The sequence below is a fragment of the Sphingomonas sp. PEI4 genome, from assembly GCF_056679955.1.
On the sequence record NZ_CM155258.1, the window covers coordinates 2,986,890 to 3,004,926 of the forward strand.

The window sequence follows — 18,037 nt, forward strand, 5'->3', positions numbered from 1 at the left end:
GCCGCCTATCCGCTAGTCCAGTGCCGCGCGGATTGCGGCGGCCGCCAGAAACGGTGCGCCCGCGACGAGCACGAGGCTGACCGCGGCGAGCAGCTTCACCGCGCCAGCGCCGCCGGCCGGGTCGAGCGATCCGGCACCGAAGATCAGCAACGGCACCGCAAGCGGCAGCATGACGAGGCCCGTCACCGCCCCGCCACCACGTACGCCCGCGACCAGCGCGCTCGTCGCGACCGCGAGCGCGGCGAGGCCGGGCGTACCGATCAGCAGGCCGATCTCGACGCGAAGCAGCGTGTCGCCCGACAGGTTGAGCAGGCCGGCGGCGATCACCGCGGCGAGCATCAACGGCGGGCCGAAGCCGAGCCAGTGTGCGATCGTCTTCGCCATTGCCACCGCCGTCATCGACAAGCCGCGCACCGCGAACTGATCGAAGATGCCGGCGTCGAGGTCGGGTCCGATCAGTCGCTCCACCGGCAGCAGTGCCGCAAGCAGCGCCGCAGTCCAGATCACCCCGCCGCCGATCCGCTCGAGCAACGCCGCATCGGGGCCGATCGCAAACGGGAACAGCGTGGCGACCAGCAGGAAGAACGCGACCACCAGCGTCGCGCCGCCACTCGACACGCTACGGCGGAGATCGCGACGAATGAGCGCGATCACAACGCGATCTCCTGCGCACCGGAAATCGCCAGCGGCAGGTGCGTGGCAACCAGCGCGATGCCGCCGGTGGCGCGGTGCTCCGCGATCAGCGTTTCCAGTCGGGCGATCGAAACCGTGTCGAGCCCGTTGGCGGGTTCGTCGAGCAGCCACACCGGCGCCCCGCTGGCGGCAACGCGCGCGATCGAAGCGCGGCGGCGTTGCCCGGTGGACAGCAGGCGGACGGGAACGTCCGCAAGCGCGGCGAGATCGAGTGCGGACAGCGCTAGTCCGATCCGGGTATCGGGGGTGGGTGCATTATCCAACGTGGCCCAGAAACGGAGCGCCGCGATCAACGTGCGGTCGGGGTCGAGCGCGCTCGCTTCGGTCAGCAACGCCTGCGCCGCGTCGCACGCCACACTACCTTCGAACGGTGCGAGCAGGCCCGCAGCGATGCGGATGAGGCTGGATTTCCCGACGCCATTGGGGCCGGCGACGATCGCCGCATCGCCAGACTGCAGGTCGAACGACACGCCCGAGAACAGCATCCGCCCGCCCCGCACGCACGCGACGTCACGAAAGCGAAGGCTCACGTGGTCCGATCTTCTGCGGTATCTTCCAGCGCGTGCATGTCGTCGTCGCTGAGGCCGAAATGATGGCCGATCTCGTGGATCGTCACATGCGCGACGAGGTCGTCGAGGCGGACCTCGGTCTCGATCCATTCCTCCAGGATCGCACGGCGGTACAGCACGATGCGGTCGGGCATCGCGCCCGAGTCCATCGACGATTTCTCGCCGAGCGGGCGGCCGTGATACAGGCCCGACAGGTCAAGCGGGTGTTCGAGGCCCAGTGCGGCGAGCGTCTCGTCGTCGGCAAACTCCTCCACCGCAAAGACGATGTCGCCGAGATGCTCCGCGAACTGCGCCGGCAGCTTGGCGATAGTCGCCCGCGCGATCGCCTCGATCGCATCGGCGCCGGGCGCTTCGCCCCTGTCCCCCTCGTGCATTGTCGCTTGCCCGCTCATCCTGCCAGCCATACGCGTTGGCAAACGATGGCGGCAAGGGACACGCGAATGATCGAAGCGCTGAACGAGACCGAGCGGGCCGAGGCCCTCGATGGCCTCGACGAGTGGGATTACGACGATGCGCGCGACGCGATCACGCGGACGATCGTGTTCGCCGATTTCGTCGAGGCGTTCGGCTTCATGACTCAGGTCGCGCTGATCGCCGAGCGCGCGAACCACCATCCGGAGTGGAAGAACGTCTGGAACAGGGTAGAAATCCTGCTGACCACGCACGACGCCGGCGGCCTCTCGCCGCGCGACATCGAAATGGCCGAAGCGATCGACGCCATCGTCGGCGACGCCTGAGCCTCGGAAATTCTCCCCGCCGGGGGGAGGAGAAAAAACGGGTCAGCTCTTCCGCATATCCCGCCGCATCCGCTTGCGCAGCGCACCCGGCATCCACCGCGCGGCGAACGCCATGCGGTGCGCGGTCTTCCCCACAAAAGTGTGGACCTTGTCGCCATGCACGGCGGCCCAGGCAGCCTCCGCCACCTTGTCGACCCCGGTGAGTTCGAGCCCCGCGCCCGTTACCGTTTCGCGTATCGAGCGGTTACTGCCCCCCGCGGCGGAATCGAGCAGCGGCGTGTCGATGAAGCTCGGCACGATCGAGCGCACCTTGATGCCGTCCGCCGCCCATTCGCCATCGAGCGCCTCGGTGATCGCGCGCACCCCGAACTTGGTCGCCGAATACGGCGCAAGCCCCGCCGTGCCATAGATCGCCGACGCCGAGGCGGTGTTGAGCAGGCACGATCCCGGCGTCCGCTTCAGATACGCATGCCCGATCCGCGCCCCGTTCAGCGCGCCAACGAGATTGATCGCAATCACCCGGTCGATCTCGGCGAAATCGGTCTCCGCGAGCGGTCCACCCGACCCGATCCCGGCATTGTTGAACAGCACGTCGAGCCGCCCGCCGGTCGTCCCAACGAACGCATCGAGCGAGGCCACCCAAGCATCGCGGTCGCGCACGTCCATCTGATAGGTGCTGACCATGCCGGCGGGCAGCAGCGCGGCGGTCTCGGCAAGTCCCGCGACGTTGACGTCGGCGAGCCCGACCCGCCAGCCTTTCCGCGCGAACAATATCGCGGTGGCGCGGCCGATCCCCGATCCGCCGCCGGTGATGAAAATGCCCTGCTGGCTCATACCCTCTCCATTTGATTTTCCGGTATGTTTCCCGCATCCTGCGCACAGATGCCAGACAATTCCCCAGCGCTCGTTTTCGAACGCGTCACCAAGCGGTACCCCAGTGCTGGGGGCGCGACGATCGCCGTCGACGCGGTCTCGCTGGAGATCGCGCGCGGCAGTTTCGTCGCGCTCGTCGGCACGTCCGGTTCGGGCAAGTCGACGCTGCTGAAGACGCTCAACCGACTGGTCGAGCCGAGCGAAGGCCGCGTGACGATCGACGGTGCCGACGTCGCTGCCGAGCCCGCCCCCGAACTGCGCCGCCGGATCGGCTACGTCTTCCAGAACATCGGCCTGTTCCCGCACATGACGATCGCCGAGAACATCGCGATTGGCCTGCGCATCGCCGGGCGCCGGGAGGAGGCAAAGGTCGGCGAACTGCTCGACCTCGTCGACTTACCCCGCGACATCGCCGGCCGGATGCCCGATGCGCTATCCGGCGGTCAACGCCAGCGCGTCGGCATCGCGCGCGCGCTCGCACCCGGCGCGAAACTGCTGCTGCTGGACGAGGCGTTCGGCGCGCTCGACCCCGTCACGCGCGACGCGCTCGGCACGCGGATTCGCGAACTGCACGACCGGCTTGGGCTGACCACCATCCTTGTGACGCACGACATGGCCGAGGCATTGTTGCTCGCCGACCGTGTCCTGGTGATGAAGGCTGGGCGCATAGTCGCCGACGCCACGCCCGCCGAACTCATCGCGGGCAAGGGCGGCGAAGACGCGCAGGCGCTGGTGCAGGTACCGCGCGCGCAGGCCGAACGTTTGCAGGCGCTGGTCGCGTGAGCACGTTCCTCGACGCGCTCGGCCGCGTGCCGCCGCTGCTCGCCAACCACGTCCTGCTCTCCGCGGCGGCGTTGCTGCTCGGCATCGCGATCAGCCTGCCGCTCGGCATCTGGTCGGCCCGCAACGCGACCGTGGCGCGCGTGTCGCTAGGCTTTGCGAGCCTCGTCCAGACGATCCCCAGCCTCGCCCTGCTCGCGTTGTTCTATCCGTTGTTGCTCAGCCTCTCCGCGCTGGTCGGCGGCGGCATCCCCGCGCTCGGCTTCCTCCCGTCGCTGATCGCGCTGACGCTGTACGCCCTGCTGCCGATCCTGCGGAATGCGGTGGCGGGGCTGCACGGCATCGACCCCGCGGTGATCCAGGCGGCAGACGCGGTCGGCATGACGCCCGCGCAGAAACTGCGTCTGGTCGAGGCTCCGCTGGTCGCGCCCGTGCTGATCGCCGGCATCCGTACCGCAGCCGTCTGGACGATCGGTGCCGCGACACTATCGACGACGGTCGGCCAGCCGAGCCTTGGCGACATGATCTTCGCCGGGTTGCAGACGCAGAACTGGGCGCTGGTGCTTGCCGGTTGCGTCTCGGCGGCGGCCCTCGCGCTGGCGGTCGACGCGCTGATCGGCGGAATCGAATACGGCATCCGCTCGCGCCGCCGCTGGTTGTGGATCGCGAGCGCAGTGGTGCTGGTCTTGGGAACTGCGGCGGCGACCCTACCGCTGTGGCCCAAGGGTGGCGTGGACCGCACCGTGGTGGTGGGCGCGAAGAACTTTTCCGAGCAATATATCCTCGCGCGGCTGATCGGCGATCGGCTTGAACATGCCGGCTATACCATCGAATACCGTGATGGGCTGGGCTCCGCGGTAGTCTTCGGTGCGCTCTCCGGCGGGGATATCGACGTCTATGTCGATTACGCCGGGACGATCTGGGCGAACGAGATGAAGCGCAACGACGTCCCCGAACGCCCGGCGATGGTCGCCGCGATCGGCGATTGGGCCAGGCGCGAGCATCGCGTCGGCCTGATCGGTTCGCTCGGGTTCGAAAACGCCTATGCCTTCGCGATGAAGGGCGACGCAGCCAAGGCCAAGGGCATCGCCAGCTTGGACGACTTGGTGAAGGCCGCGCCCGGCATGACGCTCGGCAGCGACCTCGAATTCCTCGAACGTCCCGAATGGGCCGCGGTAAAGCGCGCCTATCCGCTCCGCTTCGCCAAGACGACGCCGTACAGCCCGACCTTCATGTACCGCGCGCTGGAGAGCGGCAATGTCGACGTCATTTCCGCCTTCTCGTCCGATGGCCGGATCGCCGCCGACGGCCTGACCGTGCTCACCGACCCCCGTCGTGCGATACCCGGCTACGACGCGATCCTGATGGTCGCGCCGAAGCGGGCAGAGGACGCGAAGTTCCTCGCCGCGCTGAAGCCGATGGTCGGGCGCATCCCGGTCGAGGCGATGCGCGCCGCGAACTACCGGGTCGATCGCGATACCGACAAGGAGACGCCCGAGTCCGCGGCGAAATGGCTCGCCGCGAAGACCGGGCTTTAGGAATAGGCGCGGTAGAAGAACACGATCGTCGTCGCGATCGTCACCAGCAGCGTCCACACCCGGATCACGCGCGGCGACAGCAGCAGGCCCAGTTTCGCGCCGAAATGCCCGCCGACGATGCCGCCCACCAACATCGGCACGCACAGCGCCCACACCACCATCCCGGTCGCGATGAAGATGATCGTCGCGGCAAGGTTCGCAACCGCAAGCATCAGCGTCCGCGGCGGTGCGAGCGTCGCGGGCGTCGCACCCGACAGCAGTCCCCACGCGGCGGTCAGCATCAGCCCGACGCCGCCCCCGAAATAGCCGCCATAGATCCCGAGCAAAGCCTGCACCGCGACCAGCGACTTCGGCCCGATCTCGACACGCGACCTGAGCCACAGCGACGCGCGCGTCCCGAACGCGATCGCCAGCGTCGCGAACAACAACAGCCACGGCACGATCAGGTCGAACGCGCGCGCGGACGTGGCGACCAGCAACAGGCTGCCCACCAGCCCACCGACGAAGGTGATCCCCGCCATCGTCTTCATGCTGACGCCGGAGATCGGCTGGAGCCCATGCCGATACGCCCACGCGCTCGCCATCGCGCCCGGCTGTAGCGAGACGTTGCTGGTCGCGTTGGCGAAGGTCGAGGGCACGCCGAGCCCGATCAGCGCCGGCATCGTCGCGAAGCTGCCCCCGCCCGCCAACGCATTCATCGCACCGCCGAGAACGCCTGCCCCTGCCGCCAGTGCGACCGCACTCCACTCAAGCAAAAGCGTCGGACTCGACAGCAGCCTCACGATCGAGTTGCGCCCGGCTCTTCTTCTCTGACGCGGTCTTCAACTGCCCACACGCCGCATCGATGTCACGCCCGCGCGGGGTGCGCACCGGCGCCGAGATCCCTGCGCCGAACACGATGCTGGAGAACGACTTGATCCGCTCGGGCGTCGAACACTCGTATGCTGCGCCCGGCCATGGGTTGAACGGAATGAGGTTCACCTTCGCCGGCAGCTCGTATTTCCGCAGCAACCGCACGAGTTCGCGCGCGTCGTCGTCGGAATCGTTCTTGTCCTTCAGCATCACGTACTCGAACGTGATCCGCCGCGCGTTGTTGGTGCCGGGATAATCCGCGCAGGCCTGCAACAATTCTTCGATGCCGTACTTCCGGTTGAGCGGCACGATCTCGTCGCGCACTTCCTTCGTCACCGCGTGCAGCGACACGGCGAGGTTCACACCGATCTCGGCCCCCGCGCGCGCCATCATCGGCACCACGCCCGAGGTCGACAGCGTGATCCGCCGACGGCTCAGCGCAAGCCCCGCGCCGTCCATCACCAGCTTCAACGCGTCGCGGACATTCTCGAAATTATACAGCGGCTCGCCCATGCCCATCATCACGATGTTGGTGAGCATGCGGCCCTCGGGCTGGCTGGGCCATTCGCCCAGCGAATCGCGCGCGAGCATCACCTGGCCGACGATCTCGGCGGGCGTCAGGTTGCGCACCAACCGCATCGTGCCGGTGTGGCAGAAGGTGCAGTTCAGCGTGCAGCCGACCTGGCTCGATACGCACAGCGTGCCGCGGTCCGCGTCGGGGATGAACACCATCTCGTAATCCTGCGCATCGTCCGACCGCAGCAGCCATTTCCGCGTCCCGTCGGTGGAAACCTGTGCCTCGACCACGTTGGGCCGGCTGATCACGAAGCGCTGCTCCAGCCACGGGTGCATCGTCTTCGAGATATCGGTCATCGCCGAAAACTCGGTCGCGCCACGATTGTAGATCCAGTGCCACAATTGCTTGGCGCGCAGCTTGGCCTGCCGCTCCTCGAGCTGCGACGTCTCCAACGCCATCCGCAGATCGGCGAGCGACAGCCCGAGCAGGTCAATCCGCCCATCGCTGCGCGGCACGAAGCTGCGGGGAACGGGCACGGGATCGATGTGCCCGGGAATAGGCATGAGGTTCGCGGCGGTCTGCATAGGCGGCCCTTAGCGGAATTTTCGTGATTTTTCTACTGGCTGGCGGAAGTGGTTGGGACACCCTTACGATCCTCCCCCGCTAGGGGGAGGTGGCAGGCACAGCCTGACGGAGGGGGCGGAAAGCGGTAACCCCTGTTTCGTATCCTCCCCCTCCGTCACCTGCGGCGACACCTCCCCCTGGCGGGGGAGGATCGGAAGGGCTCGTCCGGGAGAGTCGTTGGACGCGGAAGACGGTAAGTGCTGGTCTACCCCCCGCTACACGCCAACACAGCCGCATCGATCGCCGTCGCCGCGCCCGACAACGCATACACATCAACAAACGGCCGCCCCCCGACACCGACCGCTTCCACACTCATGCTCCGCCCCGATCGCAACGCCGCGACGATCGCCCGGTCGCTAGGCGCATCGCTCGCCCAGGCATCCAGACCATTCGCCACCAATCCGAATCGCCGCTCGCCGACCGTCAGCGTCACCCCCGCCGACCGATCGCGCTCGCGACTCAGCCGCACATACAGCGAGGCACGCAAGCCGCGCTTGGGCCAGGTCGCGACGCTGGCAAAACCCGTCGACCGCCCCCCCGCCATCACCGGTCGTGCGATCGCGAAACACCGGTCGGGGCTCGCGTCGCGAAACGCGCCCCAACGCTTGTAGATGCCGATCGTGTCGCGCGCCGCCGCCGGGGCGGTGATGGCCAGCAATAGCGGGAGGGCAAACCTCACGTCGGCGCGAAACCGGTGCCGAGATGCGGCACGGTCGCGCGGCCGTTCTCCACCAGCGTGACCGACCCCTGAGGCAACCCCTGCGCGATCGGTGCGCCGAGCACGGGATCGGCCGGCGCGCCCGTCATCACCCCCAGCATCACGCGGCTCGAGATCCCGTGCATGATCACGAGTCGGTCCCCCGCATCCTCCGCGGTATCCGCTAGCCACCCGCCGACGCGGGCTGCAATCTCCGGATACGTCTCGCCGTCTGCAGGCCGTTTCAGGATCCCGCCGGGCAGGACGATCGACCCGACCTCCGCCGCCAGATCGGCATAATAGCGTCCGCCCCATGATCCCATGTCGATCTCGACCAACCGGGCATCGGTCCGCGCGTCGTGCCAGTCCAGCGCCAGATGCTCGCAGATCACCGCTAGCGTCTGCAATGCGCGGCCCGTCGGCGACGCCCACAAGGTCAACGCCGGCTTCACCCCCAGCAACGCGCGCAACGCGCGCCCAAGCTCGTCCGCCTGCGCGAAGCCGGCGCGCGTCAGCGGCGTATGCGGCGCATCGCCCTGCAACCGGTGCGCCGCATTGAACACGGTTTCGCCGTGCCGTGCGACGAAATCGCGGCCCTTCCGCGGGGACGGGATGTCAGTGGGAGGGGCGTCCGCTTCATCTTGTCGATGGCTTGGAATCATAGCCGGCGTTTCAACCCCCTGTGGCGCAAAAGCAACGGATTTCCGTGTTTATCTGAGGTTCATGCAACGCTGCAGCGACTGGTCCATTGGAGCCATCCATCCCGCGTTTGCCCGTCGTGGCAGGGGTGTGACGAAGACATTATGGAGTATCCCAATGCGTAAGCTTATCGCCGTCTCGCTGCTCGCCACCACCGCGGTTGCAGCACCCGCCTTCGCGCAGACCGACCCGACCTTCACCGGCCCCCGCATCGAGGGTACGCTCGGCTATGATCACACCGGCGCCGGCAGCAGCGTGTCCAACAACAACGGACGCGACGACCAGAAGATCGACGGCCTGCTCTTCGGTGGCGGCATCGGCTACGACATCGCGACCGGCGGCGGCCTGGTGCTCGGCGCCGAAGCCGAACTAACCGGATCGACCGCGAAGAGCGATCGCTACGACTATACCAGCGATTTCGGTTTCGGTCGCGTCAAGCAGGGCCGTGACATCTATGTCGGCGGTCGCGTCGGTTACGTCGTCGCGCCGACGACGATGCTGTACGTCAAGGGTGGCTACACCAATTCGAAGCTGAAGGTTCTCGCCGGCGACACCAGCCAGACGACCGACACCAAGTTCAACCTCGACGGCTGGCGCGTCGGTGCGGGTGCCGAGCACGCGATGAGCCCGAACACCTATGCCAAGCTCGAATATCGCTATTCGAACTACGAGCGTAGCAACATCGACTATGCGACCGGCGGCACCAGCGGCCGATTCGACGTCGACACGGATCGCCATCAGGTGGTCGCCAGCTACGGCTTCCGCTTCTGATCGAAACGGCGCGCGGGTTTAACCCGACGTTTACCGTGATCAAAGAAGGGTCGGGGCGCTTGCTCCGACCCTTTGTTGTTGGGTAAGCCATCTGCGGATTGCCCCCAGCCCCGATTCTGGCTGCGGTGGCGGGGGGAATTACGATGAAGGCGACGATCGAACGCGCAACGCTCCTCAAGGGGCTGAGCCATGTCCAGTCCGTGGTGGAGCGGCGCAACACCATCCCCATCCTGTCGAACGTGCTGATCGAGGCGACCGCCGAGGGCACGCTCAAGCTGATGGCCACCGACCTTGATCTCCAGATCAACGAATCGATCGCAGCCGCGGTCGACCAGCCCGGGGCGACCACGGTGTCCGCGCACACGCTGTTCGACATCGCGCGGAAACTGCCGGAAGGCTCGCAGGTCCAGCTCGCCGCGTCGGAGGGCCGGATGAGCATCGTCGCAGGCCGCGCCCGCTTCTCGCTGGGCACGCTGCCGCGCGACGATTTTCCGGTGATCGCGGAAGGCGAGCTGCCGACCCAGTTCGAACTGCCCGCCGAAACGCTCAAGCAGATCATCGACAAGACGCGATTCGCGATCTCGACCGAAGAGACGCGTTATTATCTCAACGGCATTTTCCTGCACGTGGCGGATGGCGACAGCTCGACGCCGGTGTTGAAGGCTGCGGCTACCGACGGCCACCGTCTCGCCCGCGTCACGCTGCCGCGTCCCGAGGGTGCCGAATCGATGCCCGACGTGATCGTGCCGCGCAAATGCATCGGCGAGTTGCGCAAACTGCTCGACGAGGTTGATGGTTCGGTCGGCGTGTCGCTGTCGCCGACCAAGATCCGCTTCGACCTCGGCCAGGCGATCCTGACCTCGAAGCTGATCGACGGCACCTTCCCGGACTACAGCCGCGTGATCCCGACCGGCAACGACAAGATCCTCAAGATCGACCCGAAGAGCTTCATGGAAGGCGTCGATCGCGTCTCCACGATCGCGACGGAGAAGACGCGCGCGGTGAAGATGGCGCTCGACCGCGACAAGATCACGCTGTCGGTCACCTCGCCCGAGAACGGCACCGCGGCGGAGGAAGTCCCCGGCGAGTACGTCGCGCTCCCGTTCGAGATTGGCTTCAACAGCCGCTATCTGATGGACATCCTCGCGCAGATCGACGGCGATATGGTCGAGGTGCATCTGGCCGACGCGGCCGCCCCGACGCTGATCCGCGAGAACGACAAGTCGCCGGCGCTGTACGTACTGATGCCGATGCGGGTGTGATTCGCGGGCGCGCTAGTCCAGCGTTCGGATAAGCGCGCGCGTCACATCGCCCATCAACCGCATCCGCGCAGGGATCGGCAGTCGCGTACTGCCGATCATCACCGCGACGGAATAAGTATGCCCGTCCGGCGATCGGAGCAGCCCGACGTCGTTATAACCGGTCGACAGCGTGCCGAGATCCTGACCGGTCCCGGTTTTGTGCGCGAAGGTCCAGCCGGGACGCAGCCCCGATTTCAGCCGGAGCGGTCCCGTCTTGCTGGCGCGCATCAGCGTCAGCAGGTGCACGGTGGAGGCGTTGCTCAGCAACGTCCCCCGCTGCAGCAGGGCGAGACCCAGCGTGATGCCGTTCGCCGATGCACCGTCGTACGGCGCGGCGAGATAGCGGTTCAACGCCCGGTCGCGCGCCTCGAACGTCATCTTCGCCCGCGCCTGAAGGAACCCCCAGCCGCCGACCCAGGCCGACTGCCACTCGAGTCCCGCGGTCTTCGCCTGCAGCACGCGCTCGCCGGGACCGAAGCCGACCCCGGCAATGCCCTTTCGCGCCAGCATCCGGCGGATCGCAGCGGGCCCGCCGACCTTCCACAGCAGCACGTCGTTGGCGGTATTGTCGCTGCGCGTCATCGCGCCCCTGAGGAGCGCCCCGACCGTCGTCCGGTACCCGTCCTTGCCGACGAGCGGCCGGATCGGCTGATGGAACAGCGTCAGGTCCGAACGGCGAACGGTCACCGGCGCGCCGAGCGACAGCGTGCCGCGGTCGACCGCGTCCATCACCGCGATCGCCACCCACAGCTTGCTGACGCTTTGCTGCGGCAGGAGCGTGTCGGCATTATAGCCGACCACCCAGCCGTCATCGACATCGCGGATCGCGATCCCGACCCGCCCCGCAAACCGCGAGCCGAGCGCCTGCAGCGCGTTGAGCAGGTCGGCGGGTGGCTGGTCGCTACGCCGTCCGGGCCGGGGGCCAGGTCGGGCGATCGACGACGATACCGACAAGCGCGGTGCCTGCGGTTGCCCCACGACTGGCGCGCGTTGCACGGCGATCTGCCGACGGGGCGGAGCGCCTGCGGGAACACACCCGGCCATGCAGGCACTTACGCCGAGCGCCACGATCGCAGCCCGGTTCCTCGATAACATTCGCAATATTTCATTCTCGCACGGTTCCCTTCTCATACGGCGCCCGCGGCTTTGGGCGCCACCTCCTCGCGGTCGCCTCGTCCCGTCCGACGCCGGGATCATCGTATGCAGCAGCCCTGTTCCGGAATGCTCCATCCGCGCGCCACGCTTGACGCCATCGCTGCCGAGTCGTATTGACAGCGATGTCAGTAAGGAGCCGACTCGATGGCGAAGCTTCCTCCGTTTCCCGGTACGACCGGTCGTCGCGATTGGCGTACGGCGTTCGATGCGATCAAGAAGTTGCTCGCGAACGGCGACGACACGACTCAGGTGTTCCGGATCATGCGCGCACTGAACGTCGGCAACGCGCCGATGAACTACGCGCGGTTGATCGCCACCGAGCAGGGCGGGCGGATCGCCTATGACCGAGTCGAACTGGCGCAGCGTTTTTCCGACCCCGCGTTCGTCGCGAGCTTCGCGCCCGGCACGGTCGGGGCGGCGTATCGCAATTTCCTGGAGACGACGGGCTATTCCGCGGACGGGCTGGTCGAGGTCTCGCGCCTCGTGCCGAGCGAGGACGACCTGGCGCATCCTTACGCGTGGTTCGGCCGGCGGGTGCGCGACACGCACGATATCTGGCACGTGCTGACCGGCTATAAGGCGGACGAGAGCATGGGCGAGGCGGCACTCGTCGCGTTCAGCTATGCGCAGGTCGGCGGGCTCGGCTGGGCGCTGATCGGCTCGGCCGCGGCGCTGAAGAGTTTCCGCGTCACCGGCAGCACGCTGTTCGCGAAGGCAGTATGGGAGGGCTATCGCAACGGGCGCAGGGCGAAGTGGGTGTCGGGCGAGGATTATCTGACGCTGCTGCACGAACCGCTCGACGGCGCACGCGCGCGGCTCGGGATCGCGACGCCGGTCGTCTACCGGCACGCGCAGCGCGCGCTCGGCCCCGCCCTCGCCTCGTATCTCAGCACGCAGAAGGCCGAGGCTTCGCCCGAGATCGCTCCCGAGCGCATTGCCGCCTGAGCGAAGGCTGACACGAGGCGAAGATTGCCGCTAAGGGCAGTGCGATGCTGTCGCGCCTCGTCCTCACCGAATTCCGCAATCACGCTGACCTGACGCTGATGCCCGGGCCAGGGTTCGTCGTGCTGACGGGCGAGAACGGTGCGGGGAAGACCAATATCCTCGAAGCGGTGTCGCTACTCGCGCCCGGCCGCGGGCTGCGAAGGGCAGCGCTCGGCGAGATGGCGCGGCAGGGCGGGCCGGGTGGCTTCGGTGTCGCGGCAACACTTTCCCCCTCCCGCTCGCGGGAGGGGTTAGGGGAGGGCGCGACGTACGTACCGGCGTCCGCTCCCGAGGAAAACGCACCCCTCCCCCGACCCCTCCCGCAAGCGGAAGGGGAGTTAGAAGCACAACTACAGATACACGCTAAAGCCGAAGTCGAGGTCGCAACCGGCACGCTAGCCTCGGCCCCGGAACGCCGCATCGTCCGCATCCAAGGCGCCACCACCACCGCCAACGCGCTGGCCGAGTGGCTGACGATCCTCTGGCTCACCCCGGCGATGGACCGCCTGTTCGTCGCCCCCGCCGGCGAGCGGCGCGGCTTCCTCGACCGCCTCACGCTCGCCCTCGCCCCGGCCCACGCGCACCACGCCGCCCGCTACGATGCGGCAATGCGCGCGCGTAATCGCCTGCTCGCCGACGAGGGGCGCCCCGACGGCGACTGGCTTTCCGCGCTCGAAGCACAGATGGCCGAGCACGGCGCCGCCGTCGATGCCGCCCGGCGCGAGACCGTGGCCCTGCTCGGCACGCGGCTCGCGCACCAGGACGACAGCCCGTTCCCCCGCGCCGGCCTGACGCTCGAAGGCTGGAGCGGCGACACAACTCGTTTGCAAACCGACCTCGCCCAGGGCCGCGGCCGCGATGCCGCCGCCGGACGCACGCTCGTCGGCCCGCACCGGGTCGACCTGATCGTGACGCATCTCGACAAGGAGCGTGCGGCGTCGCTCGCCTCGACCGGCGAGCAGAAGGCGCTCCTGCTCGGCATCGTCCTCGCCCATGCCGACCTCGTCGCCGAACGGACCGGCCAGCCCCCCGTGCTCCTTCTCGACGAGGTCGCGGCCCATCTCGACCCCACCCGTCGCGCGGCGCTGTTCGCACGGCTGGCGGGCCGCGGGCAGGTGTGGATGACCGGCACCGAGGATGCACTGTTCGACGCGATCGATACGCGGGCGACGCGCATCGCGGTTGAGCGTTCGGCTGGCTGAACGAACGCTGTCGGCCAGGGTCACCGGGCGTTCAACCGGGCGCCGGCAAAACCCGGTTCATCGCGGGGGCGACGGAGACAGACGATGAAGAATTTTGCACGCGCGGCCTTTGGCATGCTGATGATCGCAACCACGCCCGCACCGGCGCTGGCGCAAGGCCGCGAGGGCGCGCGCTACGACATGAGCAACCCGCCCTCTGCGCGGCCCGGTTACCGGCTGGAAGGCGCGGGCGTCCCGATCCTGTTCCCCGAACTCCGCGATACGCCACGTGGTCGCGCGTTCGTGATGCCGAACTTCGACGCGAACGGCGATGGCCGGATCAACCGCCAGGAGGCCGACGACGCCAACCTGGAATTCGCGCGCATCGCGGGGCCCCGCCGCGACCGGTTCGACTGGGACGCCTATGGCCGCGATCCGCGTGGCTATCGCGGCGACCGCGGCGGCACGACGGTGGTCGAGACCACCACGACCTGGGACCGCGGCGCGATGCGCGACTATCACTTCCGCCAGACCCCGCGTGGCGCGACGCTGACGCTGCAGGAGGATGTGCTGTTCCGCACCGACAGCGACGTGCTGCGCCCCGGCGCGATCGAGAAACTGCGCCCGCTCGCGCGCTATCTGCGGGGCAACCCGGGCGTCCGCGTGTCGATCGACGGCTACACGGATTCGCGCGGCACCGACGCCCACAACCAGGACCTGTCCGAGCGTCGCGCGGCCAGCGTCCGGCAGGCGTTCGACGACATGGACGTGGTGCGCGCGCGGTTCAGCGTGGTCGGCCACGGCGAGCGCCAGCCGGTCGCGACCAACGCGACGCCGGCGGGGATGCGCCTCAATCGCCGTGTCGAGGTTACGTTGCTCGGCCAGCGCGCCGACCGCTTCTGAGGCGAGACTCCCTCTCCCCTCGGGGAGAGGGAAGGGGCCCGCCGCACTTGCGGTGGGAAGGGTGAGGGGGAGTGAGGCTAGGGAGCGCATCCCAACTCCCCCTCACCCTCCCGTCGCCTACGCTCCTCCTTCCCTCTCCCCACGGGGAGAGGGACCTTGACCAGCACGCCGATAGTCGGCCACCTCCCCGGCGAAGGCCGGGGCCCAGTCGGGAGACGTTGCCAACGAAGCGCCGCCGCGTCACCTGAACCTTTCCACCTGGGCCCCGGCCTCCACCGGGGAGGTGTACCTATCGTAAGGGATCACGGAGCCGCTGTCCTACACGGCCCGACCCTGCCACCTCCCCCACATGGCGACCAAAAATCCCCTCCAAAACCGATGCGCCAGAAAACCGAAGTGCACACCCGCGCCAAAACGCTTCCAGACTGTGAACTTCGTGCACTTCGCTCCCCACGCCCACCACGCGCCCGGCCATTTCGCTTCCGTTTCGGCCCTCCAATGCCTATATACTTGTCATGGCATCCAACCCTGAATCCAATAATCCCAATCTTCCGAACATGGGCGACTACGGCGCCGACTCGATCAAGGTCCTCAAGGGCCTCGACGCAGTGCGCAAACGCCCCGGCATGTACATCGGCGATACCGACGACGGTTCGGGCCTCCACCACATGGTGTTCGAGGTCAGCGACAACGCGATCGACGAGGCGCTCGCCGGGCATTGCGACCGGATCGACATCGTCCTGAACGCCAACGGTTCGGTCTCCGTCACCGACAACGGCCGCGGCATCCCCACCGGAATCCACACCGAGGAAGGCGTGTCCGCAGCCGAGGTCATCATGACCCAGCTCCACGCCGGCGGTAAGTTCGAGAACACCAACGACGAGAACGCGTACAAGGTCTCGGGCGGCCTGCACGGCGTCGGCGTCTCGGTCGTCAACGCGCTCAGCGAATGGCTGGACCTGACGATCTGGCGCAACGGCGAGGAGCATTACATGCGCTTCGCATACGGTGACGCGGTCGCCCCGCTGAAAATCGTCGGCACCGCGACGGAGGGGCAAAAGGGCACGCGCGTGACCTTCCTGCCGTCGCCCGCGACGTTCAAGATCATCGATTTCGACTTCGACAAGCTCGAACATCGCTATCGTGAGCTCGCGTTCCTGAACTCCGGCGTCCGCCTGTTCCTGACCGACGCCCGCAGCGAAGAGCAGAAGACCGTCGAGCTCTATTACGAAGGTGGGATCGCCGCATTCGTGAAGTATCTCGATCGCGCCAAGGTGCCGTTGATGCCCGAGCCGGTCGCGATCACGGGTACGCGCGACGACGTCACGATGGACGTCGCGCTCCAGTGGAACGACTCGTATTACGAGAACGTCCTCGCCTTCACGAACAACATCCCGCAGCGCGACGGCGGCACGCACATGGCCGCGTTCCGCGCCGCACTGACGCGTACCCTCAACAATTACGCCGAGAAATCCGGCATGTTGAAGAAGGAAAAGGTCCAGCTCACCGGCGAGGACATGCGCGAAGGCCTGACCGCGATCGTCTCGGTCAAGCTGCCCGATCCCAAGTTCAGCAGCCAGACCAAGGACAAGCTCGTCTCGTCCGAAGTCCGCCAGCCGCTCGAGTCGCTCATGGCCGACAAGATGGCCGAGTGGCTCGAGGAAAACCCGGCACACGGCAAGGCGATCGTCGCCAAGATCATCGACGCCGCCGCCGCGCGCGAAGCCGCCAAGCGCGCCCGCGAACTGACGCGTCGCAAGGGCGTGATGGACATCGCCTCGCTGCCCGGCAAGCTCGCCGACTGCCAGGAGCGCGATCCCGCCAAATCCGAGCTGTTCCTGGTCGAGGGTGACTCGGCGGGCGGCTCGGCAAAGCAGGGCCGCGACCGCCATTTCCAGGCGATCCTCCCCCTGCGCGGCAAGATCCTGAACACCGAGCGCGCCCGCGAAGACCGGATGCTGTCGAGCCGCGAGATCGGCACGCTCATCACCGCGATGGGCACCGGCATCCGCGACGACTTCAACGCGGACAAGCTGCGCTACCACAAGATCGTCATCATGACCGACGCAGACGTCGATGGCGCGCACATCCGCACGCTGTTGCTGACGCTGTTCTATCGGCACATGCCCAAGATCATCGAGGGCGGTTACCTCTACATCGCCCAGCCGCCGCTCTACAAAGCGACCAAGGGCCGGTCCGAAGTGTATCTCAAGGACGACGCGGCGCTCGACGAGTATCTGGTCGATGCCGGCGTCAATACGATGGTGCTCGACGGCCCCGGCGGCGGTCGTTCGGGTCGTGACCTGAAGGATCTGGTCGATCACGCGCGCCGGATGCGGACGCTGATGCGCTACGTTCCCAAGCGTTACGACGCCGGCATGATCGAGGCGCTCGCGCTCGGCGGCGTCTTCGATCCGGAAGCGTCGGTCGAGGATCGTACGTCGCGTTTGCAGACCGTCACGCACCGTCTCGAACTCGACGACGGCGATGCCCGCTGGACCGCGGTGTTGACCGAAGAGGGCGGCATCCACTTCCAGCGCGCATGGCGCGGCGTCACCGACCACCACATCATCGAGGCCAGCTTCCTGGTGTCGGCCGAAGCGCGCAAGCTGCACGCATTGTCGGGCGAGCAGGCCGACAGCTACGCGCAAACCTCCAACCTCGTGCCTGCAAGCAGGGCATCGCAGGCCGAAGAGCCAGAGGCCGAAGACGGTGCCGAAGCAGCCGGCAGCGGCGTGATCGGCTCGGTCATGGTCGTCGCCGCACGCGGCTCGACGCAGGTCTCGCGCCCGAGCCACCTGCTCGACGCGATCCTGACGGCAGGGCGCAAGGGTCTAGCGATCCAGCGCTACAAGGGTCTCGGCGAGATGAACGCGGAACAGCTCTGGGAAACCACGCTCGATCCGTCGGTCCGCTCGATGCTCCGCGTAACCGCGCTCAACGCCGAAAGCGCGAACGAGATCTTCACCCAGCTGATGGGCGAAGTCGTCGAACCCCGCCGTGAGTTCATCCAGGACAACGCGCTCAACGTCGCCAACCTCGACGTCTGAGTGCGGCTCCAGCGCGGACCGTCGGAAGGCGGTCCGCGCGCGGGGTGGCGGAAGCTCGAGCAGGTTGCGATGGGCAAGGCGTGGTCAGCTAGTCGAGCGCTAGCCGATCAGCG

18 protein-coding genes are annotated in these 18,037 nt (G+C 67.4%); 9 read left to right on the forward strand and 9 right to left on the reverse strand.

Going from position 1 to position 18,037, the window contains the following annotated elements; translation table 11 throughout:
* Window positions 1-12: 12 nt before the first annotated feature.
* From AC1MLZ_RS13770 to AC1MLZ_RS13780, 3 genes are read right to left on the reverse strand one after another with little or no spacing between them, the layout of a single operon-like run.
* The gene (locus tag AC1MLZ_RS13770) at window positions 13-654 is read right to left on the reverse strand and encodes a heme exporter protein CcmB (protein WP_480958967.1); all 642 of its coding nucleotides are present in this window, start codon (window positions 652-654) and stop codon (window positions 13-15) included.
* Window positions 651-1,178 carry a heme ABC exporter ATP-binding protein CcmA gene (gene ccmA, locus AC1MLZ_RS13775; RefSeq protein ID WP_480961560.1) on the reverse strand — a complete coding sequence of 176 codons (528 nt, stop codon included), beginning with the start codon at window positions 1,176-1,178 and terminating at the stop codon, window positions 651-653. The genes AC1MLZ_RS13770 and ccmA overlap by 4 nt, the downstream gene beginning before the upstream one ends.
* Before the next feature lie 41 nt (window positions 1,179-1,219).
* Window positions 1,220-1,666, reverse strand: a complete 447-nt coding sequence (locus AC1MLZ_RS13780; protein ID WP_480958968.1) for a metallopeptidase family protein — start codon at window positions 1,664-1,666, stop codon at window positions 1,220-1,222.
* Window positions 1,667-1,702: 36 nt separating this feature from the next.
* On the opposite strand from AC1MLZ_RS13780, the gene AC1MLZ_RS13785 reads away from it, so the two are divergent.
* Complete coding sequence (locus tag AC1MLZ_RS13785) at window positions 1,703-1,999, forward strand: 4a-hydroxytetrahydrobiopterin dehydratase (RefSeq protein ID WP_056019031.1); 297 nt, start codon at window positions 1,703-1,705, stop codon at window positions 1,997-1,999.
* A gap of 42 nt (window positions 2,000-2,041) precedes the next feature.
* Here AC1MLZ_RS13785 and AC1MLZ_RS13790 read toward each other — a convergent pair whose 3' ends face one another.
* Window positions 2,042-2,833, reverse strand: coding sequence for an SDR family oxidoreductase (locus tag AC1MLZ_RS13790; RefSeq protein WP_480958969.1), 792 nt, complete (start codon window positions 2,831-2,833; stop codon window positions 2,042-2,044).
* Between the two features lie 48 nt (window positions 2,834-2,881).
* On the opposite strand from AC1MLZ_RS13790, the gene AC1MLZ_RS13795 reads away from it, so the two are divergent.
* Both AC1MLZ_RS13795 and AC1MLZ_RS13800 read left to right on the forward strand, forming a co-directional pair.
* Window positions 2,882-3,655, forward strand: coding sequence for an ATP-binding cassette domain-containing protein (locus AC1MLZ_RS13795; RefSeq protein WP_480958970.1), 774 nt, complete (start codon window positions 2,882-2,884; stop codon window positions 3,653-3,655).
* Window positions 3,652-5,190 carry an ABC transporter permease/substrate-binding protein gene (locus tag AC1MLZ_RS13800; RefSeq protein WP_480958971.1) on the forward strand — a complete coding sequence of 513 codons (1,539 nt, stop codon included), beginning with the start codon at window positions 3,652-3,654 and terminating at the stop codon, window positions 5,188-5,190. Before AC1MLZ_RS13795 ends, AC1MLZ_RS13800 begins: the two co-directional genes overlap by 4 nt.
* On the opposite strand, the gene AC1MLZ_RS13805 is transcribed toward AC1MLZ_RS13800, so the two are convergent.
* From AC1MLZ_RS13805 to AC1MLZ_RS13820, 4 genes are all read right to left on the reverse strand, one after another.
* Window positions 5,187-5,945, reverse strand: coding sequence for a sulfite exporter TauE/SafE family protein (locus tag AC1MLZ_RS13805; protein ID WP_480958972.1), 759 nt, complete (start codon window positions 5,943-5,945; stop codon window positions 5,187-5,189). The two genes, AC1MLZ_RS13800 and AC1MLZ_RS13805, sit on opposite strands and share 4 nt — an antisense overlap.
* Window positions 5,938-7,143 carry a dual-specificity RNA methyltransferase RlmN gene (gene rlmN, locus AC1MLZ_RS13810; protein ID WP_480958973.1) on the reverse strand — a complete coding sequence of 402 codons (1,206 nt, stop codon included), beginning with the start codon at window positions 7,141-7,143 and terminating at the stop codon, window positions 5,938-5,940. Before rlmN ends, AC1MLZ_RS13805 begins: the two co-directional genes overlap by 8 nt.
* A gap of 245 nt (window positions 7,144-7,388) precedes the next feature.
* Complete coding sequence (locus AC1MLZ_RS13815; protein ID WP_480958974.1) at window positions 7,389-7,862, reverse strand: invasion associated locus B family protein; 474 nt, start codon at window positions 7,860-7,862, stop codon at window positions 7,389-7,391.
* Window positions 7,859-8,542, reverse strand: a complete 684-nt coding sequence (locus AC1MLZ_RS13820; RefSeq protein ID WP_480958975.1) for a histidine phosphatase family protein — start codon at window positions 8,540-8,542, stop codon at window positions 7,859-7,861. Before AC1MLZ_RS13820 ends, AC1MLZ_RS13815 begins: the two co-directional genes overlap by 4 nt.
* Before the next feature lie 154 nt (window positions 8,543-8,696).
* Here AC1MLZ_RS13820 and AC1MLZ_RS13825 point away from each other — a divergent pair, with 154 nt between their 5' ends.
* Both AC1MLZ_RS13825 and dnaN read left to right on the forward strand, forming a co-directional pair.
* Window positions 8,697-9,350, forward strand: coding sequence for an outer membrane protein (locus AC1MLZ_RS13825; RefSeq protein WP_480958976.1), 654 nt, complete (start codon window positions 8,697-8,699; stop codon window positions 9,348-9,350).
* A 143-nt stretch (window positions 9,351-9,493) separates the two neighbouring features.
* Window positions 9,494-10,612 (forward strand): DNA polymerase III subunit beta, encoded by a 1,119-nt coding sequence (gene dnaN / locus AC1MLZ_RS13830; protein ID WP_128455772.1) that lies wholly within the window; start codon window positions 9,494-9,496, stop codon window positions 10,610-10,612.
* A 12-nt stretch (window positions 10,613-10,624) separates the two neighbouring features.
* Here dnaN and AC1MLZ_RS13835 read toward each other — a convergent pair whose 3' ends face one another.
* The gene (locus tag AC1MLZ_RS13835; protein ID WP_480958977.1) at window positions 10,625-11,746 is read right to left on the reverse strand and encodes a serine hydrolase; all 1,122 of its coding nucleotides are present in this window, start codon (window positions 11,744-11,746) and stop codon (window positions 10,625-10,627) included.
* Between the two features lie 204 nt (window positions 11,747-11,950).
* Between AC1MLZ_RS13835 and AC1MLZ_RS13840 the strand changes: the two genes are divergently transcribed.
* The 4 genes from AC1MLZ_RS13840 (at window position 11,951) to gyrB (ending at window position 17,924) form a co-directional block, all read left to right on the forward strand.
* A complete protein-coding gene (locus tag AC1MLZ_RS13840; RefSeq protein WP_480958978.1) occupies window positions 11,951-12,751 on the forward strand; it encodes a Coq4 family protein in 801 nt (266 codons plus the stop codon).
* A 44-nt stretch (window positions 12,752-12,795) separates the two neighbouring features.
* Complete coding sequence (locus AC1MLZ_RS13845) at window positions 12,796-13,992, forward strand: DNA replication/repair protein RecF (RefSeq protein WP_480958979.1); 1,197 nt, start codon at window positions 12,796-12,798, stop codon at window positions 13,990-13,992.
* Between the two features lie 84 nt (window positions 13,993-14,076).
* Window positions 14,077-14,874 carry an OmpA family protein gene (locus AC1MLZ_RS13850; protein ID WP_480958980.1) on the forward strand — a complete coding sequence of 266 codons (798 nt, stop codon included), beginning with the start codon at window positions 14,077-14,079 and terminating at the stop codon, window positions 14,872-14,874.
* Window positions 14,875-15,389: 515 nt separating this feature from the next.
* Entirely contained in the window at window positions 15,390-17,924 is a 2,535-nt protein-coding gene (gyrB, locus tag AC1MLZ_RS13855) for a DNA topoisomerase (ATP-hydrolyzing) subunit B (RefSeq protein WP_480958981.1), read from the forward strand.
* The last annotated feature ends 113 nt before the right edge of the window (window positions 17,925-18,037 follow it).

Excerpts from the sequence above, each read along its gene's own strand:
- AC1MLZ_RS13780 (WP_480958968.1), bottom strand. The coding sequence starts at position 1,666 with ATGGCTGGCAGGATGAGCGGGCAAGCGACAATGCACGAGGGGGACAGG.
- AC1MLZ_RS13825 (WP_480958976.1), top strand. The coding sequence starts at position 8,697 with ATGCGTAAGCTTATCGCCGTCTCGCTGCTCGCCACCACCGCGGTTGCA.
- dnaN (WP_128455772.1), top strand. The coding sequence starts at position 9,494 with ATGAAGGCGACGATCGAACGCGCAACGCTCCTCAAGGGGCTGAGCCAT.
- AC1MLZ_RS13850 (WP_480958980.1), top strand. The coding sequence starts at position 14,077 with ATGAAGAATTTTGCACGCGCGGCCTTTGGCATGCTGATGATCGCAACC.
- AC1MLZ_RS13785 (WP_056019031.1), top strand. The coding sequence starts at position 1,703 with ATGATCGAAGCGCTGAACGAGACCGAGCGGGCCGAGGCCCTCGATGGC.
- ccmA (WP_480961560.1), bottom strand. The coding sequence starts at position 1,178 with ATGCTGTTCTCGGGCGTGTCGTTCGACCTGCAGTCTGGCGATGCGGCG.
- AC1MLZ_RS13840 (WP_480958978.1), top strand. The coding sequence starts at position 11,951 with ATGGCGAAGCTTCCTCCGTTTCCCGGTACGACCGGTCGTCGCGATTGG.
- rlmN (WP_480958973.1), bottom strand. The coding sequence starts at position 7,143 with ATGCAGACCGCCGCGAACCTCATGCCTATTCCCGGGCACATCGATCCC.
- AC1MLZ_RS13835 (WP_480958977.1), bottom strand. The coding sequence starts at position 11,746 with ATGTTATCGAGGAACCGGGCTGCGATCGTGGCGCTCGGCGTAAGTGCC.
- AC1MLZ_RS13790 (WP_480958969.1), bottom strand. The coding sequence starts at position 2,833 with ATGAGCCAGCAGGGCATTTTCATCACCGGCGGCGGATCGGGGATCGGC.
- AC1MLZ_RS13845 (WP_480958979.1), top strand. The coding sequence starts at position 12,796 with ATGCTGTCGCGCCTCGTCCTCACCGAATTCCGCAATCACGCTGACCTG.
- AC1MLZ_RS13795 (WP_480958970.1), top strand. The coding sequence starts at position 2,882 with ATGCCAGACAATTCCCCAGCGCTCGTTTTCGAACGCGTCACCAAGCGG.
- gyrB (WP_480958981.1), top strand. The coding sequence starts at position 15,390 with ATGGCATCCAACCCTGAATCCAATAATCCCAATCTTCCGAACATGGGC.
- AC1MLZ_RS13820 (WP_480958975.1), bottom strand. The coding sequence starts at position 8,542 with ATGATTCCAAGCCATCGACAAGATGAAGCGGACGCCCCTCCCACTGAC.